Raw genomic sequence first — 16,715 nt, 5'->3', positions numbered from 1 at the left:
TCTTCGTCCACCGAGGCACCCCCACACTGGTCGGGTCGGGTCGGGTCAGGTCAGAGGATGAACACGTCGTTGGTGAAGGAGCAGCAGGTGGCAGGTCTGGTGAGTGGCGCTGCTCGCGACCTGTCGGGTTTCGACTTACCGGCTGCGGTCGCACAGATCCTGGACTCCGAAGGGCGTGCGGTCGGGGCGGGTTTCCTGGTGGCCGGGGGACTGCTGGTCACCTGTGCTCATGTGGTGGTCGCCGCTGAGTCAGGCCCCGGCGACGGGATTCGTCTCGCCTTTCCGCACGCTCACGGGGCCCGGCAGTTCCGTGGGCTGGTCGTTGCCGAAGCGTGGCGGGCTCCCGAGCACGACGATGTCGCCCTCGTGCGACTGGAGGAGGCTCCAGACGGCGTGGAAGCCCTGCCGTTGGGCTCTGCCGCCGGATGCCGGGGCCACGCGGTGCGCTCGTTCGGGTTTCCCGCTCAGGCTCCGCCCGGCGGTCACTTCGGGTACGGCGTGGCCGGTGATCTGCTGCCTGCCGTGGATGACACGGGGGGCGCCGCGGTATTGCAGCTGACCGACGCGAACGACCTGACCACGGGGTTCAGCGGCGGTCCGGTCGTGGATGAGGTCACCGGCCTCGTGATCGGCATGCTCACTGCCGTTTCCGCTCCGGACACCTACCTCAAGGGCCAGGACATCGCTTACGCCACTCCCGCTCAGACCTTGCGGGAGGTGTGGCCCGACCTGGTTGAACAGCAGGTCTGCCCGTACCGGGGACTGGAGCCGTTCACCGCGGAGCACGCCGAGTGGTTCCACGGCCGGGAGGCCGCTGTTGAACGAGTTCTGTCCGTGCTCGGCGGACAGCGGGTGCTGTTGCTGCTCGGACCGTCGGGCGCCGGGAAGTCCTCGCTGATCCAAGCCGGTGTACTGCCCGCACTGGCCGAGGGCGGACTGCCGGGCAGCGACCGGTGGCCGGCGCTGGTTGTCCGTCCCGGGGAAGACCTGCCCCTCGCGCTGGAGCAGGCCGGACTGCCCGGGGCCGCGACCGACGGGATCCTGCCCGCCGTCGAGCACGAACTGGCCGCGGAGCCGGGCCGCGGACGTCTGCTCCTGGTCGTGGATCAGTTCGAGGAACTCCTCACCGGAGGGGGAGCCGACGGCCCGAATCCACAAGACGGCCTGGCCGCTGTGGAACAGCTCGTCACGGCGATCGGCTCGCAGGCCGCGGTGAGTGTGGTGCTGGTCATGCGAGACGACTTCTATCCCCGACTGGCCGCTCTCGCCCCGGCCTTGCTGGAAGCCGCGGCCCCCGGGCTGCTCAACGTACCCGCCGCGCTGAACGCCCCTGAACTGCACGCCATCATCACGCGGCCTGCCCGAGCCGTGGGCGCCGTCTTCGAGGACGGGCTGCCCGAACGGATCATCACCGACGTGCTGGCCGCCGATCCGGCTGCCTCGACCACCCGGCAAGCGGCAGCCACCCTGCTTCCTCCCTTGGAACTGGCCCTGAGCCAGCTCTGGGAACGCCGCCACGACGGCCGACTCACGCACCAGGCCTACCAGCAGATCGGCGAAGTCACCGGCAGTCTGACCACGTGGTGCAACTCAGCCGTCGGCCAACTGCCCGCAGGTCAACGCGCCATCGCTCGACGGCTCCTCGCCGCACTGGTACGGCCTGCCGACGACGCTCATGCCATCCCCGCCACCCGCCAGCGGGTCCCCCTCACGGATCTGAAGTCCCTGACCGCCGACATCGTTCCGACGGACCAGCCGAACGACGAGGCGTTCGAACAGGTGCTGGCCGGCCTCACCCGGAACCGGATCATCACCACACGCATCGTGAGCCGGCCGGACGGCGGCCCCGGTGTTGCGGCCGCCGAACTCATCCACGACGCCCTCATCCGCGACTGGCAGGAGCTGCGCGACTGGGTGGCCGAGAACCACCAGTTCCACGCCTGGCTCCACCGTGCGGGCGCACAACGAGCACGCTTCACCGACAGTGGCCATCCTGGGGATCTGCTCGACGGCACCGACCTCGCGGAAGGCACGGCATGGGCCCGGCAGCGCGGAATACCCGCGGACATCGCCGCGTTTCTGACCGCCAGCCACCGACACCAGCAGTCCGCGGCTCGCCGCACCCGGCGCATCAACACCGTCCTGGCCGCCCTGCTCGCCCTTGCCCTGATCGCCACCGGACTGGCCTGGTGGCAGCGACAGACCGCGGTCGATGCCCGGCAGACCGCTCAGTCCCGGCAACTGGCCGCCCAATCCGCCGCGTTGATGGACACCGACCCCGACCTCGCCTCACTGCTCGCCGTACAGGCCTACCGGACGAGCCCCACCGCCGAAGCCACCGGCAGCCTCTACACGGCTGCCGCGCGGCCCCTGCGCTTCACGTTCGACGTCCCCACAGAGGCCGCGTACTCGATGGCCTTCAGCCCTGACGGCAAGACCCTGGCCACCGGAGGCGAGAACGGGACGGTGGGGCTGCGGGACATCGCCACAGGCAAGCCCCGCAAGACCATCCGCACCGGCCACGCGGGCAGCATCGCCAACCTGGCCCTCGGTGCGGACGGTGGCACCATCGTGACCAGCGCCCACGACGGCACGGTGCGGCTGCAGGACGCCGTCAGCGGCAGGACCCGCGCCACTCTTACCGGTCACAGGGGCGTCGAGTCCTCTCTCGCGGTCAGTTCCGACGGTCATACCCTCGCCGACACCGGCGACGACACGGTGCGCGTTTGGGACATGGCCACGGCAGAAACCCGCAAGATCCTCCGCACCGGCGAGGTCGACTCGGTGGCGCTCAGTCCCGACGGCCGTACCGTGGCCACCGGGGGCAGCCCCGACGGAAGGGTGCGTCTGTGGGACGTGGCCACCGGCACCGTACGCAGGACCATCAAGACCGGAACCGTGTTCAAGGTCCTGTTCAGTCCCGACGGCCGCACCCTTGTCACCGGCAGCCCGGACAAGGAGATGCAGTTGTGGGACGTCGTGAGCGGCAAGCCCCGAGCCACCCTCGAAAACCAGGGCGAAGCCTCGTACTCGGTGGCGTTCAGCCCGAACGGGCGCACCCTCGCTGTCGGTGACTACGCGGGCGGGACGGTGCGGCTGTGGGACGTGGACACCGGCAGATCCCGCGGTACCGTCGACTCTTTCGCCGGTGACCCCGACTCGTTGGCGTTCAGTCCCGATGGCCACACCCTTGCCGTCGGCAGTGCCGAGCACGGGACGGTGCGGTTGTGGGACGTGGCGGTCGGAAAGACCCTCATCGAGTCCCCCGCTCCCACAAACGCCGTGTACTCGGTGGCGTTCAGCCCCGATGGCACGACCCTTGCCATCGCGAACAGCAGCGTCCCCGACAACGGCACCGGGACCGGGGAGGTGCGGCTGACGGATGCCGCCACCGGAAAGACCCGGGTCACTCTCACCGGACACACCTCGCCCGTGGACACATTGGCGTTCAGCCCGGACGGCCGCACCCTCGCCACCTACGGCTGGGGGGAGGAGAAGATGCGGCTGTGGGATGTGGCGACCGGAAGGCCCCGCAGGACCATCGCCGCGAAAGGCCCGGTATCGCTGGCTTTCAGCCCTGACAGCCACACCCTCGCCATGACCACCGGCTCTATCGCGCAGGGGCTGAAGTTGTGGGATGTGGCGACCGGCAAAACCCGCAGGACCATCCATGATGGCTTCGGGTCGTTCTCCTTCAGTCCGGACGGCCGCACTCTGATCACAAGCGTCGGCTACGCAGTGCGGTTGTGGGATGTGGCGACCGGAAAGCCCCGCAAGACCATCGACTTCCCTGACCGCTCGTTGTCCTCTTCGGTGTTCAGTCCCGACGGTCGTACGGTTGCCACCAGAAGTGACGACCGAACCGTGCGGTTGTGGGACGTGGCCACCGGCAAGCCCCGTGTCGTCCTCACCGCTGACACCGGCAAGGTGTTGTCGGTGGTGTTCAGCCCCGACAGCCGCACCCTCGCCACCGGAAGCGATGACGGCTCCCTGCGGTCGTGGGACGTGGCCACCGGTAAGGCCCGTGCCGTCTTCACCGGTCACACCGGCAAGGTGTTGTCGGTGGCGTTCAGTCCCGACGGCCGCACCCTTGTCACCGGAAGCGACGACCGAACCGTGCGACGGTGGGAAGCGGCTCCTCCCGACCCGACCGCGGCCGTCAACAGAGTCTGCCGCGCGGTCCACAGGAACTTCACCCCGAACGAAGCGGCCCTGTACCTACGGGACCGGACGCCCGAACCCGTTTGCCCATCGTGAAGCCGGTACCGGAAAAGGGCTGATTAGCGCCCAACTACTTGCTCCCGCTTCAACCTTCGTAGCGGACGCCAGGTCTCTCCCCCCGACCATCGAGCTCGGAACGCAGCTCGGAACAACAGGGGGAGAGACATGAGCGTATGTACGACGATCCGCACCGCCCTCGTGGCCGCGACGGCGGTGGCGCTGCCGATGGCCCTAGCGGCCCCCGCCCTGGCGGCGACGCCCGCCGGAGCCGGCCACCACGATGCCACCCGGGAGGCCATGGAGGCCGCGGTCGATGCCGGTGTGCCCGGTGTGACGGCCACGGCGAAGGACGGCCACGGGACCTGGTCCGCGACGGCGGGTGTCGGCAACCTGGAGACACGGAAGCCGCGTTCGGCCGAGGACCGCTACCGGGTCGGCAGCATCACCAAGACCTTCGTCGCCACGGTGCTGCTGCAGTTGGAGGCGCAGGGCAGGCTGTCGCTGGACGACACGGTGGAGAAGTGGCTGCCGGGCCTGGTCCGGGGCAACGGGCACGACGGCGGCCGGATCACCCTGCGCCAGCTCCTCAACCACACCAGCGGCATCTTCAACTACACGGCGGACCAGGACTTCGGCCGCACGTACTTCCTCAAGGACGGCTTCTTCAAGCACCGTTACGACACCAAGAAGCCCGAGGAACTCGTCGCGCTCGCCATGACCCACGAGCCGGACTTCGAGCCGGGCACGTCCTGGAGGTACTCCAACACCAACTTCGTGCTCGCCGGAATGGTGATCGAGGAGGTCACGGGCCGCCCCTACGGCGACGCGATCCGCGAACGCGTCATCAAGCCGCTGCACCTGACCGCCACGTCCGTCCCGGGCACCCGCGTGACGGTCCCGGGGCCCAGCAGCCGGGCCTACTCCAAGCTGGCCCTGACGACCACCGGACCCACGTACGACGTCACGAACCTCAACCCGTCCATCGCCTACGCGGCCGGCGAGATGATCTCCAACTCGACCGACCTGGGCCGCTTCTACACGGCCCTCCTGCGCGGCAGGCTCCTCCCGCGCGAGCAGTTGGCCGAGATGACCACGACCGTGCCCGTCAACGAGGCCACCGGCTACGGACTCGGCCTGATGAAGACCGAGCTGAGCTGCGGCGTCACCGTCTGGGGCCACGGCGGCGGCATCCACGGCTCCCTGTCCGAGGCGGTCACGACCAAGGACGGCCGCCACTCCCTTGCCCTCAACTACAACGGTGACTGGTCCGGGTCGACGGGGGCGCTGATCGAGGCGGAGTTCTGCGGGAAGGAGCAGGCCACGAAGCTTCGCGGCGAACCGGGCGTCAGGTTCGCGCCGTCCCGTATCGGCTGACGTCGGCACAGCGGTTCGTGCCCGTTTGTCAGCCTGAAGTCGTATATTCGGAATTCAGTACTCCGAATGTGAAAGGCCGCCCCCCAGCGATGAAACTCGACATCTTCAGCGAGATCCAGAACCCCCGCCCCTGGCCCGACGGCGTCAACGACAACGACCACCAGCACCGCCGTATCCAGCAGGCGATCGAGCAGGCGGTACTCGCCGACGAGCTGGGCTACGGCTGCTGGTGGCAGGTGGAGCACCACGGTGCGGAGGAGTTCAGCCTCTCCTCCGCGCCGGAACTGCTGCTGGCCGCGCTCTCGCAGCGGACCTCGCGGATCCGGCTCGGGCACGCCGCCGTGCTCGCGCCGCGCGAGATCAACCACCCCATCCGGATCGCCGAACGTGCCGCGATGCTCGACCAGTTGAGCGGCGGGCGGGCCGAGATAGGGCTCACCCGGTCCACGCCGCCCGAGTGGCGGCTGTTCGGCGCCGACCCGGCAACCGTGCGGGAGCGGACGAAGGACGCCTTCGAGGCCGTGCCGAAGATGTGGACCGGGGACACGTCGGTCAGCGGCGGAGTGCCCGTCGTACCGGCGCCCCGTCAGCTACCCCATCCGCCGCTGTGGCAGGCGGCGTCGAGCCCGGCGTCGTTCGAGGAGGCGGGGCGGCGCGGGGTCGGGGTGCTGGGGACGACCTTGTGGGAGCCGCTGGACCGGGTGGCCAGGCTGGTCGAGCTCTACCGGGCCGCCGCCGCGGAGTGCCGTGAGCCCGTCGGTGCGGCAGTCAACAACCAGGTCGCCTTCTTCACCTTCGTGCACTGTGCCGACACCGACGAGGAGGCCATGCGGGGCGGCGCGGCGGCCGCCGCTGCCTGGTACACGGCCCGCGCGCTCACCTTCTTCGAGGCGGCCGACGCCTTCATGGAGAACATGGAGCGGGAGAAGGCGCTCATGGCGGACCCGTCCGGCGGCGGTCTCGCCGGCGAGTTCCTGCGCGCGGAAGCGGCAGGGGCTGCCGGGCCCAGCGCCGCCGCGCTCGTCATCGGGCGCATCCTGCAGGGCGAGCAGGTTCCCGACGACGAGGTCTACAACGCCCTCGCCGAACAGGACTCCCTGATCGTCGGCAGCCCCGAGACCGTCCGCAAGAAGCTGCGCGGTTACGCCGACCTGGGCATCGACCGGCTGATGTGCTTCCAGCAGGTGGGGGCGCTGCCCCATGAGAGCGTGCTGCGGAGCATCCGGCTGGTGGGGGAGCTGATACCCGAGTTCGACCAGTCGGCCGTGTGACGGCACGAGGAGGGGCCGCCCGGCGTTCCGGCCCGGCGGCCCCTCCTCTCCCCTCCTGATGCTGCCTCCCGGTCCGTCACTACCGCGGCAGCACCACGACATACGCGGCCGGATCACGGTCCGCCGCGGCCATCAGCGCCGTACGGACCACCGCCGCCTGCTGCTCCATCGCGTCCCGGAGCTTCTTCGGGGTGATGTACACGACCGTGATGCCCAGGCGCTCCAGGTGCTCGCGCTTGCGGGCGTACTCGGACCACAGCGCGTCCTCGTCCTGGCGGGGCGCCCGGGTGTCCAGCTCCACGGCCACCGCCTGCTCCGGCCAGTAGGCGTCCAGGCCGCCGAGGTGGGGACCGCCGGGCAGGCGCAGGTCGACGTTCCAGACGGGGTCGGGCAGGCCGTGGACGTGGACCATCTCGTACAGGCGGTCCTCCGCGATGGCCCGGCCCTCGGCGAGCAGGGAGTCCACCGCGTCCACCACGTGCGGGCGCGACAGCAGCTTGGCCTGGGTCAACTCCCGTACCACCGCGGCCGGTTCGCAGTGGCCGGCGCGTACGGCCTCGGTCAGCAGGCGGCGTACGGCGCCCGCGTCCGTCAGTTCGGCGACCGCGTCGGCGAGGGCGCGGGGAACCGGGGCGACGGGGAGGCCCGTGACCTGCTGGGGGGCGGGGAGCGCGGCGGTGCGCAAGATGCGGGCGCAGCCCGTCGAGCGCAGGCGTCGCATGCGGGGGACCAGGACGTCGATCGTGTCCAGGGCGGTCAGCGGCGGCGTCGCGGAGAAGCCGTGCAGGGTCAGCGCCGCGAGACCCGTGATCACCGCGTCGGGGTAGGCGGGGGCGGCGTGGTCCTCGCCGGGGTTCGGCTGGGACGGCACCCCGGGCGACCGTTCCCGCGCCGCGTACATCAGCACCGCGTGCAGGCGCTCCTCGCTGGTCGCCGGGCCGGGGTGGAGCAGCAGGACGCCGGGGAGGAGTTGCTGCCAGGGGCCGCCGGGGCGGCACTGCTCGTTCATCTCGGCGGTCGCCACGCCGTGCGACTTCAGCTGCGCGGCCGTCATGACACGGCGGTGCACCTCGGAGAGGTGGCGGAGGGGGCGGGGGGAGAGCGGGGGGAGCGGGGTGTTGTGGTTCATGACCCGGAGGTTCCCGCGTCCGGCCGGCCCTTTAACCGCTGTTACACGCCCGTCGACAAATACGGACAACCTGGCACTAAAGGACGGATGTTCGGATGCCGAGTAGGCACGGAAAACCCCTGGTCCGTTCGGGTTGGACCAGGGGTTACGGCTGCTATTGCCTGAATTCCGTAACGGTCACGGAGGGCCGTGATCGTTGGCCAAAGGTCTTATGCGGTTGACGCGGCCGACGCGTCGCACTCCTGCCCCCGCAGCCCCCGTGCCAGATCGTCCCGCGCCTCCAGCACCAGCCGCCGCAGCGCCGGCGCCGCGTCCGCGTGGGCCGCGAGCCAGGCGTCCGTCGCGTCCAGCGTGGCCTGCGACTGCTGGAGCCCCGGGAACAGACCCCGGACCACGTCCATGCCGATCTGGATCGACCGCTCGGACCACACCCGCTCGATCACCGCGAAGTACTTCTCGGCGTACGGCGCGAGCAGCTCCCGCTGCGACGGCTGCGTGAAGCCGGAGATGGTCGCCTCGACCAGGGCGTTGGACAGCGCGTCCGACTCGACGACCTGCGCCCACGCCTGCGCCTTCACCGCCTCCGAGGGCCGGGCGGCGAGACAGCGGACCTGGTGGCGCTTGCCGGACGCCGTGTCGTCCCGGGCCAGTTCGGCCGCCAATGCCGACTCGTCCGCGACCCCGTGCGCGGCCAGCGGCTCCAGGAACGTCCAGCGCAGCTCCTGGTCGACGTCCAGCCCCTCGATCTTCTCCGTGCCCTCCAGCAGCCCCCGCAGCAGCCCCAGGTCCTCCGACCCCGACGCCACCGACGCGAGGAACCGCGCCCACGCCAGCTGCTGCTCGCTGCCCGCCTCGGCCGCCCGCAGCTCCCGCAGCGCGCCCTCGGCCACCAGCCGCTCGCCGGTCGGCCGCCACGCCGGCGCCGCGTAGTGCACCAGCGAGGAGTCCGCCCACGCGTGCAGCATCTGCAGCACACCGATGTCGGACTCGCGCCCCGCGAACCGCAGCACCAGCTCCACGAACTCCCGGGCCGGCAGCAGCGCGTCCCGCGTCATGTTCCACAGCGCCGACCAGCACAGCGCCCGGGCCAGCGGATCGGTCATGTCGCCGAGACCGGCCCGCAGCGTCGCCAGCGACGTCTCGTCGAAACGCGTCTTGCAGTACGTCAGGTCGTCGTCGTTGACGAGCACCAGCTCCGGGGCCGCAGCGCCCGCCAGCTCCGCCACGACCGTGCGCGGACCCTCGACGTCCACCTCGGCCTGCGCGAACCGCTCCAGCGCTCCGGCCTGCGTCCTGCGGTACAGGCCCACCGCGACCCGGTGCGGACGCAGCTCCGGGTGGGACTCAGCGGCCTCCTGCACCACCGCCAACTCGTCGATCCGGCCCTCGGCATCCAGCAGCACCTGCGGGGTCAGCGCGTTCACGCCCGCCGTCTGCAGCCAGGACCGCGACCACGCGCCCATGTCCCGGCCACTGGTCTCCTCCAGCACCGACAGCAGATCCCCGAGCCGCGTGTTGCCGTACGCGTGCCGCTTGAAGTAGCGCCGCGCACCCTCCAGGAACGCGTCCTGGCCGACGTACGCCACCAGCTGCTTCAGCACGGAAGCGCCCTTGGCGTAGGTGATGCCGTCGAAGTTGAGCTTCGCGTCCTGCAGGTCACGGATGTCCGCCGTGATCGGGTGCGTGGAGGGCAGCTGGTCGGCGCGGTACGCCCACGCCTTGCGCCGGTTGGCGAAGGTGATCCAGGCGTCCTTGAAGCGGGTCGCGCCGACGTTCGCGAAGGTGCCCATGAAGTCCGCGAAGGACTCCTTCAGCCACAGGTCGTCCCACCACACCATGGTGACCAGGTCGCCGAACCACATGTGCGCCATCTCGTGCAGGACGACGTTGGCCCGGCCCTCGTACGACGCCCGCGTCACCTTCCCGCGGAAGATGAACTCCTCCCGGAACGTCACCAGCCCCGGGTTCTCCATCGCGCCGAGGTTGTACTCCGGCACGAACGCCTGGTCGTACTTCCCGAACGGGTACGGGTAGTCGAAGTGGTCGTGGAAGAAGTCCAGGCCCTGCTTCGTCACCAGGAAGACGTCGTCGGCGTCGAAGTACGGCGCGAGCCCCTTGCGGCACATCGCGCCGAGCGGGATCTCCAGCGTCGTGCCGTCGTCGAACGTGCGCGAGTAGGAGTCCGTGACGTAGTGGTACGGGCCCGCCACGACACAGGTGATGTACGTCGAGATCGGCTTCGTCTCCGCGAACCGCCACACCCCGTCGGCGAGTTGACCCGCCCCGTTGCTCCACACCGTCCACTCCCGCGGCGCCCGCACCTCCAAGCGGAACGGCGCCTTGAGGTCCGGCTGCTCGAAGTTCGCGAAGACCCGGCGGGAGTCGGCCGGCTCGTACTGCGTGTACAGGTACACCTCGCCGTCCTCCGGGTCGACGAAGCGGTGCAGGCCCTCACCCGTGCGCGAGTAGGCGCACTGGGCGTCCACGACGAGCTCGTTGTCGGCGGCCAGGTCCTCAAGGACGATCCGCGAACCGTCGAAGACCTCGCTCGGGTCCAGGTCCCGGCCGTTGAGAGAGACGGCCGTCACGCTCGGCGCGATCAGGTCCGCGAAGCTCGTGGCGCCGGGCTCGGCACAGCGGAAGCGGATCGTGGTCACCGAGCGGAAGGTACGCGGCGCCCCCTCCTGCGAGGGTCCGTCACCGAGGGCGGAACGCACGTCGAGGGACACGTCGTACCCGTCGACGGACAGCAGGGCGGCCCGCTCCCGGGCCTCGTCGCGGGACAGATTCTCACCGGGCACGGACGGCACTCCCTCGGGGGATGTTCGGTATGTGGACAGCACTGATCCTGCCATGTGCCCCTGACGGGCGGCAGTAGGGAATGAGCGGGGCGGGGACGACGTTGTCGTGAGGAATCGAACACCTTCATGAGGAGACCCATGTCCGAGACCAGCTCTGCGAAGACGCCCGTCGACTTCTGGTTCGACCCGCTCTGCCCCTGGGCCTGGATGACCTCCCGCTGGGTCCTGGAGGTGGAGAAGGTCCGGGACATCGAGGTGCGCTGGCACATCATGAGCCTGGCCGTCCTCAACGAGCCGAAGATCGACGAGCTGCCCGAGCAGTACCGCGAGCTGCTGGAGACCAAGGCCTGGCAGCCGATCCGGGTGGTCACCGCGGCCTGGCAGAAGCACGGCTCCGACATCCTCGGCCCGCTGTACACCGCACTCGGCACCCGCATCCACAACGAGGGCCAGGGGCCGACCCGCGAGGCCGTCGAAGGCGCCCTGGCGGATGTCGGCCTGCCCGCCGACCTGATCGAGTACTTCGATCAGAAGGACTTCGAGTTCGACGCCGAGCTGCGCGCCTCCCACAAGGAGGGCATCGACAAGGTCGGCCAGGAGGTCGGCACCCCGGTCATCGCCGTCCCCGGCGCCGACGGCGAGCAGATCGCCTTCTTCGGCCCCGTCGTCACCCCGACCCCCCTGGGCGAGGACGCCGCGAAGCTGTGGGACGGCACCCTCGCCGTGGCCTCCGTGCCGGGCTTCTACGAGATCAAGCGGACCCGGACGAAGGGGCCGGACTTCAGCAACCTGTAAAGGTCACTTTTCCGGTTCGGGGAACGACGCGCCGTCGTTGTGGTCCCCCAGCCGCTGGTAGCGCCGGCAGCCCTCGCGGGCGCAGCGGTAGTACGAGCCCAGGCGGGTGTGCCTGGGCTTGTGCGCCTTGACGTACGCCTGCTCGTCCTCGGCGAGCTCGCGGAACTCCTGAAGCGTGCCTCCGCAGTTCCTGCAGTGCTTGGTCACCATGGATGCCCTCCTACGGGTCAGCCCTTCCTCGCCATCACCGCCAGATCCGGGAAGTCGCTCACCACCGCGTCGACCCCCATCCCGTAGTACAGCGCGTACTCCGCGAACGCGTCCCCGAAATCGTTCGCTCCGCTCCCGCGCCGGAACTCCGCCGCCAGAAACTGGTTCTCCGCCCGGAAGGTGTACGCCCCCACCCGCAGTCCCGCCGCATGCGCGTCCGCCAGGACCGGCGTGCCGACCAGCGACGACTTGTCCGGCCCGATCCAGTCCGCGTACGCCGCGATCCGCGCCAGCCCCGCCGGGGTCATCATGTCCCGGTACGTCGTCGGATCACCGGCCGAGACCAGGTCGTACGGCCCACCCGTCGTCCCCAGCGCCTGCCACAGGGGCACCCCCAGCCGCTCCGCCGCGACCCGCCGCAGACTCGTCGGCTCGAAGGACTGCACGACACACTCACGCCGGCCCAGGCGGTTACGGCGGATCGCGTGCGCTAGCTCCGGCTCCAGCGGCAGGCCGATCGAGCGGAAGTACGTCGGGTGCTTGGTCTCCGGGAACACGGCGATCGTCCGGCCGTGCGCCCTGGAGAGCCCGCGCGCCAGGTCGACCACCTCCTGGAAGGTCAGCACCTCCCCACGGCCGTCGAACACGGTGTTGCGGTTACGGACCGACGGCAGCCGCTCCACCGCCCGCAACGTCTTCAGCTCCGCCAGCGTGAAGTCCTCGGTGAACCAGCCGGTCACCGGCCGTCCGTCCACCGTCTTCGTCGTACGGCGGCCCGCGAACTCCGGGTGCGCGGCCACGTCCGTCGTCTGCGAGATCTCGTTCTCGTGCCGGACGACGAGGACATGGTCCTTCGTCGGGACGAGGTCCGGCTCGATCCAGTCCGCTCCGGTCCGCACCGCGTACGTGTAGGAGGCCGCCGTGTGTTCGGGGCGCCAGCCGGCGGCGCCGCGATGGCCGATGACCAGTGGGGGGCGGTCGGGCGGGGACGCTTGCGAGGCCGACTGCTCGGCCGCGCGGGTCGGGGTGGCCGTGGTCGCGGTGCCTGCGGTGGCCGCGGCCGCCAGCAGGAGGGAACGGCGTCTCATGTGACTCCCTTGTGTCGTCCGGTCGTTCACGAGCGAGCCCGACGGCGCGCCTGGGCCAGCCGGGCCAGATGGTCGTCGTAGGCGTCCGCGTAGTACGCCGCCCGGGCCGCGTCCGGCTCCACGACCGCCGTCGGCTCCGTCCAGGCCGCCGCGTCCAGCGCCACCCCGTACCGCTCGGCCGCCGCGAGCACCGCGCCACGCGCGCCCACTTCGCCCTCGACGACCCTGAGCGGCCGCCCGAGGACGTCGGCCAGCAGCCGCATCCAGGCCGGGCTGCGGGTGCCACCGCCGCACACCGCGAGCGAACCGGTCAGCCCCGCCGCCTCCAGACAGTGCCGGGCCGCGAAACCGATGCCCTCGCAGGTGGCACGGATCAGATCGGCCTTCGTGGACTCCAGGGAGACACCGGTGAGTTCGGCACGCAGACGGGGTTCGACGAAGGGGGCGCGCTCGCCCGAGGGCGCGAAGTACGGGAGCACGCCGACGCCGTGCGCCCCCGGCGGGGTCTCCGCCAGCAGCTCGTCCACCTGATCGTGCCGGACGCCCGTCGTCGACAGCACCCAGTCCAGCGCCGCCGTCCCCACCATCGCGGGCATCGCGCGCAGCCAGTGCCCGGGGCGGTCCGTGTTGATGTACAGGCCGGCCGGTTCGCCGGTCAGATCGAGGTCGGTGGTCGCGACGAGGCTGGCCAGACAGGTGCCGACGATGAGGAGCCCGTCGCCGGGTGACGTCACGCCCGCGCCGAGCGCACAGGCCGGGAGGTCGTACGGGCCGTTCGCGATGCGGGTCCCGGGCGGGAGGCCGGCGGCCTGTGTCCTGGCCGTCGCGACCGGGTCCGAGACCGGGGCGAGGAGTCCTCGGCGGTGCGTCAGGCCGAGGAGTTCCACGACACGGTTGTCGTAGGCGCGGGTGCGGGGGTCCAGGAACGGCATCGACGCGTCCGAGACGTCCGTGGTGGCGTGGGGGCGGCCCGTCAGCCGTTGGAACACCATGTCCTTGCAGTAGACGGCTGCCGACGCCTCGTCCAGCGCCTTCGGCTCGTAACTGTCCAGCCACGCCAGCAGCGGGCCCGGGCAGCCCGGGAACATCGCGCTTCCGGTGCGTCGGAACACCGTCTCGAACGTGCCGTCCGCCAGCCAGCGGTCGACCAGTTCGTGTGCGCGGCCGTCCATCCAGGAGGCGGCGGGCCGTACCGGGCGGCCGTCCGCGTCGACCAGCCACACTCCGTCGCCCTGCCCCGTGAGCCCGGCCAGCTCGACCGGTCCGGGGGCGCGTTCGGTGACCTCGCGGAGGACGGCGACGACCGCGCCGTACACCTCGTCCATGTCCTGCTCGACTGTCCCGCCGTGCAGGGCGAGGGTCACGGGGCGGGCGGCGACGGCCAGTTCACGGCCTTCGGCGTCGAACGCGGCGGCCTTTACCGTGGACGTGCCTACATCGATACCGACGTACATTTCCACCCGCCTTTTCGGCTCGGTCGGCTGTGTTGTGCTTTTTGGGGTTGGCGTGCTGAATTTCTTGCTTCGTTCGCCTTCGGGGCGCCACATGTCGGTGTCGAGAGACCGATCGTGCTCGACCCTTCGGGCCTCCGCGCGTTCGGTCTCTCGACACCGACGCGCCCCTGCGGCTCTCTTCGCGGCCGGTGTCGTCGGCCCGGTGGCGGTTGGTGGGCTCTTGCCCGGGGTCTTGGCTGGGCGCTGCGGTCAGGTCAGGCAGTGGGCGAGGGGTTCTCCGCGGGCCCAGCGGGCCACCTCGGCGGCGGCGATGCGGGCTGCCTTTTCCGCCACGGCGCGGGATGCTCCGCCCAGGTGGGGGGTGAGGACGACCCGGTCGGCGAGGGCGTGGAGGGGGGAGGTCGGGGGGAGGGGCTCCTGTACGTAGGTGTCCAGGGCCGCTGCCGACAGGTGGCCGCTCGCCAGGGCGTCGCACAGCGCGTCCTCGTCCAGCAAGGGCCCCCGTGCCGCGTTCACGACCACCGCGCCCCGCGGCAGCAGGGCGAGCTCACGGGCGCCGATCAGGCCGCGGGTCTCGGCGGTGAGGCGGGCGTGCAAGGTGATGACGTGGGACATCTCAAGGAGTTCGTCGAGGGATGCCACCCGCAGGCCGTGGATCTCGCCGTGGACGTACGGGTCGAAGACCATCACCCGTGCTCCGAAGGCGCAGAGCACGCGGGCGACCCTGCTGCCGACGGCTCCGTAGCCGACCAGGCCGACCGGCAGGTCCTCCAGCTCCAGTCCGGCGTGCTCGTAGGTGTAGTAGGTCGCGCCCTCCCAACTGCCCTGCCGTGCGAGGAAGTCGTGGGCCTGGGGGATGCGGCGCAGGGCCGCCAGCATCAGGCCGAGGGTGAACTCGGCGGTGGCGGCGGCGTTGCGGCCGGGGGCGTAGCAGACCCGGACGTCGTGCCGCTTGGCCGCGTCGAGGTTGACGTTCACGGGGCCGCCCCGGCAGACCACGACCAGCTTGAGGTCCGGGCAGGCTTCGAGGACGCGTTCCGTCACCGGGCCCATCTGGGTGACCAGCACCTGGGCGCCGGCGAGTGCTTCGATCAGTTCGTCCTCGGCGTCGCTCGCCTCCGTCACCTCGGCCACCGGGCCGAAGGGGTCCAGTGGCCAGCCGAGGGTCAACTCATGGGTGGAGCAAGTTAGTTCGTCGTCGATGGCGGCCTTGATCAGCGACGGCAGGATGAAGTGGTCGCCGGCGGCCACCACGCGCACGCTGGTCCCGTTGGTCATCGAAGGGAGTCTCCTGTCTCGGCGTCGAAGACATGGGTGAGGTGAGGGTCGGCGGTGACCTGGACGAGGTCGTCGTGGGCGAGGCGGATCTCGGGGACGGTGAGGACGACGAGGGGCTTGTCGACGCCGTCGAGGGCGAGGGTCGCGATGCCCGACTCCAGGAGGGGCTCGTGGGCGATGACGCGGGCGGTGAGGCCGCCGTCCTCGCCGGTGAGGGTGAGGTCCTCGGGGCGGATCCCGACCACCACCTCGCGGCCCGCCGCCACCGGCACCGGCAGCGCGATCCGTGCCGTGCCGGAGAGGCGGGCGTGGCCGTCGTCCGTCGCCACGCCCGGCAGGAGGTTGATCGCCGGCTCCCCGACGAAGTCCGCCACGAAGACGTTGGCGGGGCTGTCGTAGATCTCGTACGGGGTGCCGAGCTGCTGGATGACGCCGTCCTTCATCACGGCGATCCGGTCGGCGAGGGACAGGGCCTCCTCCTGGTCGTGGGTGACGAGGATGGTGGTGTGGCCCAGGTCGCGCTGGATGCGCTTGAGTTCGCGGCGGGTCGTGTCGCGCTGGGCCGCGTCCAGATGGGAGAGGGGTTCGTCGAGGAGGAGGACGTCCGGTTCGCGGATCAGGGCCCGGGCGAGGGAGACGCGTTGCTTCTGGCCGCTGGAGAGGCCGGCGGGGTGGGCGTCGAGGAGGGGGGTCAGGTCCACGCGGTCGGCGATGTCCTTGACCTTGCGGGCCACGTCTCCCCGGGCCGCTTTCTTGCGGGCCTTCAGGCCGAAGGCCAGGTTCTCCGCGACCGTGAGGGGCGGGTAGAGGGCGTAGTTCTCGAAGGCGACCCCGATGTTGCGCTGCTGGGCCGGGCGGGAGATGACCGAGGTGCCGCCGACCAGGATGTCGCCGCCGGTCACCGTCTCCAGCCCGGCGATCATCCGCAGGGTCGTCGACTTCCCGCAGCCCGACGGGCCGAGCAGACCGAGCAGCTCGCCGGAGTGGAGGGTCAGGTCGATGCCGCGTACGGCGTCCACCGAGGGGCGGCCCCGCGCACGGTAGGTCTTGCGCAGATCACGTAGCTCCAGCTCGGTCATCGCTGCCCTTCGTCA

11 protein-coding genes are annotated in these 16,715 nt (G+C 70.8%); 4 read left to right on the top strand and 7 right to left on the bottom strand.

Going from position 1 to position 16,715, the window contains the following annotated elements; all coding sequences use genetic code 11:
- Nucleotides 1–57: 57 nt before the first annotated feature.
- From AQJ67_RS21450 to AQJ67_RS21440, 3 genes are all read left to right on the top strand, one after another.
- Nucleotides 58–4,257, top strand: a complete 4,200-nt coding sequence (locus AQJ67_RS21450; protein WP_079056085.1) for an nSTAND1 domain-containing NTPase — start codon at nt 58–60, stop codon at nt 4,255–4,257.
- Nucleotides 4,258–4,386: 129 nt separating this feature from the next.
- On the top strand, nt 4,387–5,595 hold the full coding sequence (locus AQJ67_RS21445; RefSeq protein ID WP_208615020.1) for a serine hydrolase domain-containing protein: 1,209 nt from the start codon (nt 4,387–4,389) through the stop codon (nt 5,593–5,595).
- A gap of 89 nt (nt 5,596–5,684) precedes the next feature.
- A complete protein-coding gene (locus tag AQJ67_RS21440) occupies nt 5,685–6,866 on the top strand; it encodes an LLM class flavin-dependent oxidoreductase (RefSeq protein ID WP_062720674.1) in 1,182 nt (393 codons plus the stop codon).
- A 79-nt stretch (nt 6,867–6,945) separates the two neighbouring features.
- On the opposite strand, the gene AQJ67_RS21435 is transcribed toward AQJ67_RS21440, so the two are convergent.
- Both AQJ67_RS21435 and pepN read right to left on the bottom strand, forming a co-directional pair.
- Nucleotides 6,946–7,995, bottom strand: coding sequence for a hypothetical protein (locus AQJ67_RS21435; protein ID WP_062720672.1), 1,050 nt, complete (start codon nt 7,993–7,995; stop codon nt 6,946–6,948).
- 209 nt (nt 7,996–8,204) lie between these two features.
- The gene (gene pepN, locus AQJ67_RS21430; RefSeq protein WP_062721045.1) at nt 8,205–10,796 is read right to left on the bottom strand and encodes an aminopeptidase N; all 2,592 of its coding nucleotides are present in this window, start codon (nt 10,794–10,796) and stop codon (nt 8,205–8,207) included.
- 138 nt (nt 10,797–10,934) lie between these two features.
- On the opposite strand from pepN, the gene AQJ67_RS21425 reads away from it, so the two are divergent.
- Nucleotides 10,935–11,591, top strand: coding sequence for a mycothiol-dependent nitroreductase Rv2466c family protein (locus AQJ67_RS21425; protein WP_062720670.1), 657 nt, complete (start codon nt 10,935–10,937; stop codon nt 11,589–11,591).
- Between the two features lie 3 nt (nt 11,592–11,594).
- Here the strand turns inward: AQJ67_RS21425 and AQJ67_RS21420 are convergent, their stop codons facing one another.
- From AQJ67_RS21420 to AQJ67_RS21400, 5 genes are all read right to left on the bottom strand, one after another.
- Nucleotides 11,595–11,801 carry a hypothetical protein gene (locus AQJ67_RS21420; RefSeq protein ID WP_062720668.1) on the bottom strand — a complete coding sequence of 69 codons (207 nt, stop codon included), beginning with the start codon at nt 11,799–11,801 and terminating at the stop codon, nt 11,595–11,597.
- A gap of 17 nt (nt 11,802–11,818) precedes the next feature.
- Nucleotides 11,819–12,889, bottom strand: coding sequence for a glycerophosphodiester phosphodiesterase family protein (locus AQJ67_RS21415; protein ID WP_062720666.1), 1,071 nt, complete (start codon nt 12,887–12,889; stop codon nt 11,819–11,821).
- A 26-nt stretch (nt 12,890–12,915) separates the two neighbouring features.
- Nucleotides 12,916–14,343 carry an FGGY-family carbohydrate kinase gene (locus tag AQJ67_RS21410; protein ID WP_062720664.1) on the bottom strand — a complete coding sequence of 476 codons (1,428 nt, stop codon included), beginning with the start codon at nt 14,341–14,343 and terminating at the stop codon, nt 12,916–12,918.
- 249 nt (nt 14,344–14,592) lie between these two features.
- Nucleotides 14,593–15,621 (bottom strand): 2-hydroxyacid dehydrogenase, encoded by a 1,029-nt coding sequence (locus tag AQJ67_RS21405; RefSeq protein ID WP_062720662.1) that lies wholly within the window; start codon nt 15,619–15,621, stop codon nt 14,593–14,595.
- Complete coding sequence (locus AQJ67_RS21400) at nt 15,618–16,700, bottom strand: ABC transporter ATP-binding protein (RefSeq protein WP_062720660.1); 1,083 nt, start codon at nt 16,698–16,700, stop codon at nt 15,618–15,620. Before AQJ67_RS21400 ends, AQJ67_RS21405 begins: the two co-directional genes overlap by 4 nt.
- Between the last annotated feature and the right edge of the window lie 15 nt (nt 16,701–16,715).

The organism is Streptomyces caeruleatus (genome assembly GCF_001514235.1).
Lineage (GTDB): Bacteria > Actinomycetota > Actinomycetes > Streptomycetales > Streptomycetaceae > Streptomyces > Streptomyces caeruleatus.
Note: the sequence above shows the minus strand (reverse complement) of the source record. Positions and strands in the feature narration are given on the sequence as shown.

Bases quoted from the DNA above. Each gene is read 5' to 3' on its own strand.
- AQJ67_RS21435 (WP_062720672.1), bottom strand. From the start codon at position 7,995: ATGAACCACAACACCCCGCTCCCCCCGCTCTCCCCCCGCCCCCTCCGC.
- AQJ67_RS21440 (WP_062720674.1), top strand. From the start codon at position 5,685: ATGAAACTCGACATCTTCAGCGAGATCCAGAACCCCCGCCCCTGGCCC.
- AQJ67_RS21400 (WP_062720660.1), bottom strand. From the start codon at position 16,700: ATGACCGAGCTGGAGCTACGTGATCTGCGCAAGACCTACCGTGCGCGG.
- AQJ67_RS21405 (WP_062720662.1), bottom strand. From the start codon at position 15,621: ATGACCAACGGGACCAGCGTGCGCGTGGTGGCCGCCGGCGACCACTTC.
- AQJ67_RS21450 (WP_079056085.1), top strand. From the start codon at position 58: ATGAACACGTCGTTGGTGAAGGAGCAGCAGGTGGCAGGTCTGGTGAGT.
- AQJ67_RS21415 (WP_062720666.1), bottom strand. From the start codon at position 12,889: ATGAGACGCCGTTCCCTCCTGCTGGCGGCCGCGGCCACCGCAGGCACC.
- AQJ67_RS21420 (WP_062720668.1), bottom strand. From the start codon at position 11,801: ATGGTGACCAAGCACTGCAGGAACTGCGGAGGCACGCTTCAGGAGTTC.
- AQJ67_RS21445 (WP_208615020.1), top strand. From the start codon at position 4,387: ATGAGCGTATGTACGACGATCCGCACCGCCCTCGTGGCCGCGACGGCG.
- AQJ67_RS21410 (WP_062720664.1), bottom strand. From the start codon at position 14,343: ATGTACGTCGGTATCGATGTAGGCACGTCCACGGTAAAGGCCGCCGCG.
- AQJ67_RS21425 (WP_062720670.1), top strand. From the start codon at position 10,935: ATGTCCGAGACCAGCTCTGCGAAGACGCCCGTCGACTTCTGGTTCGAC.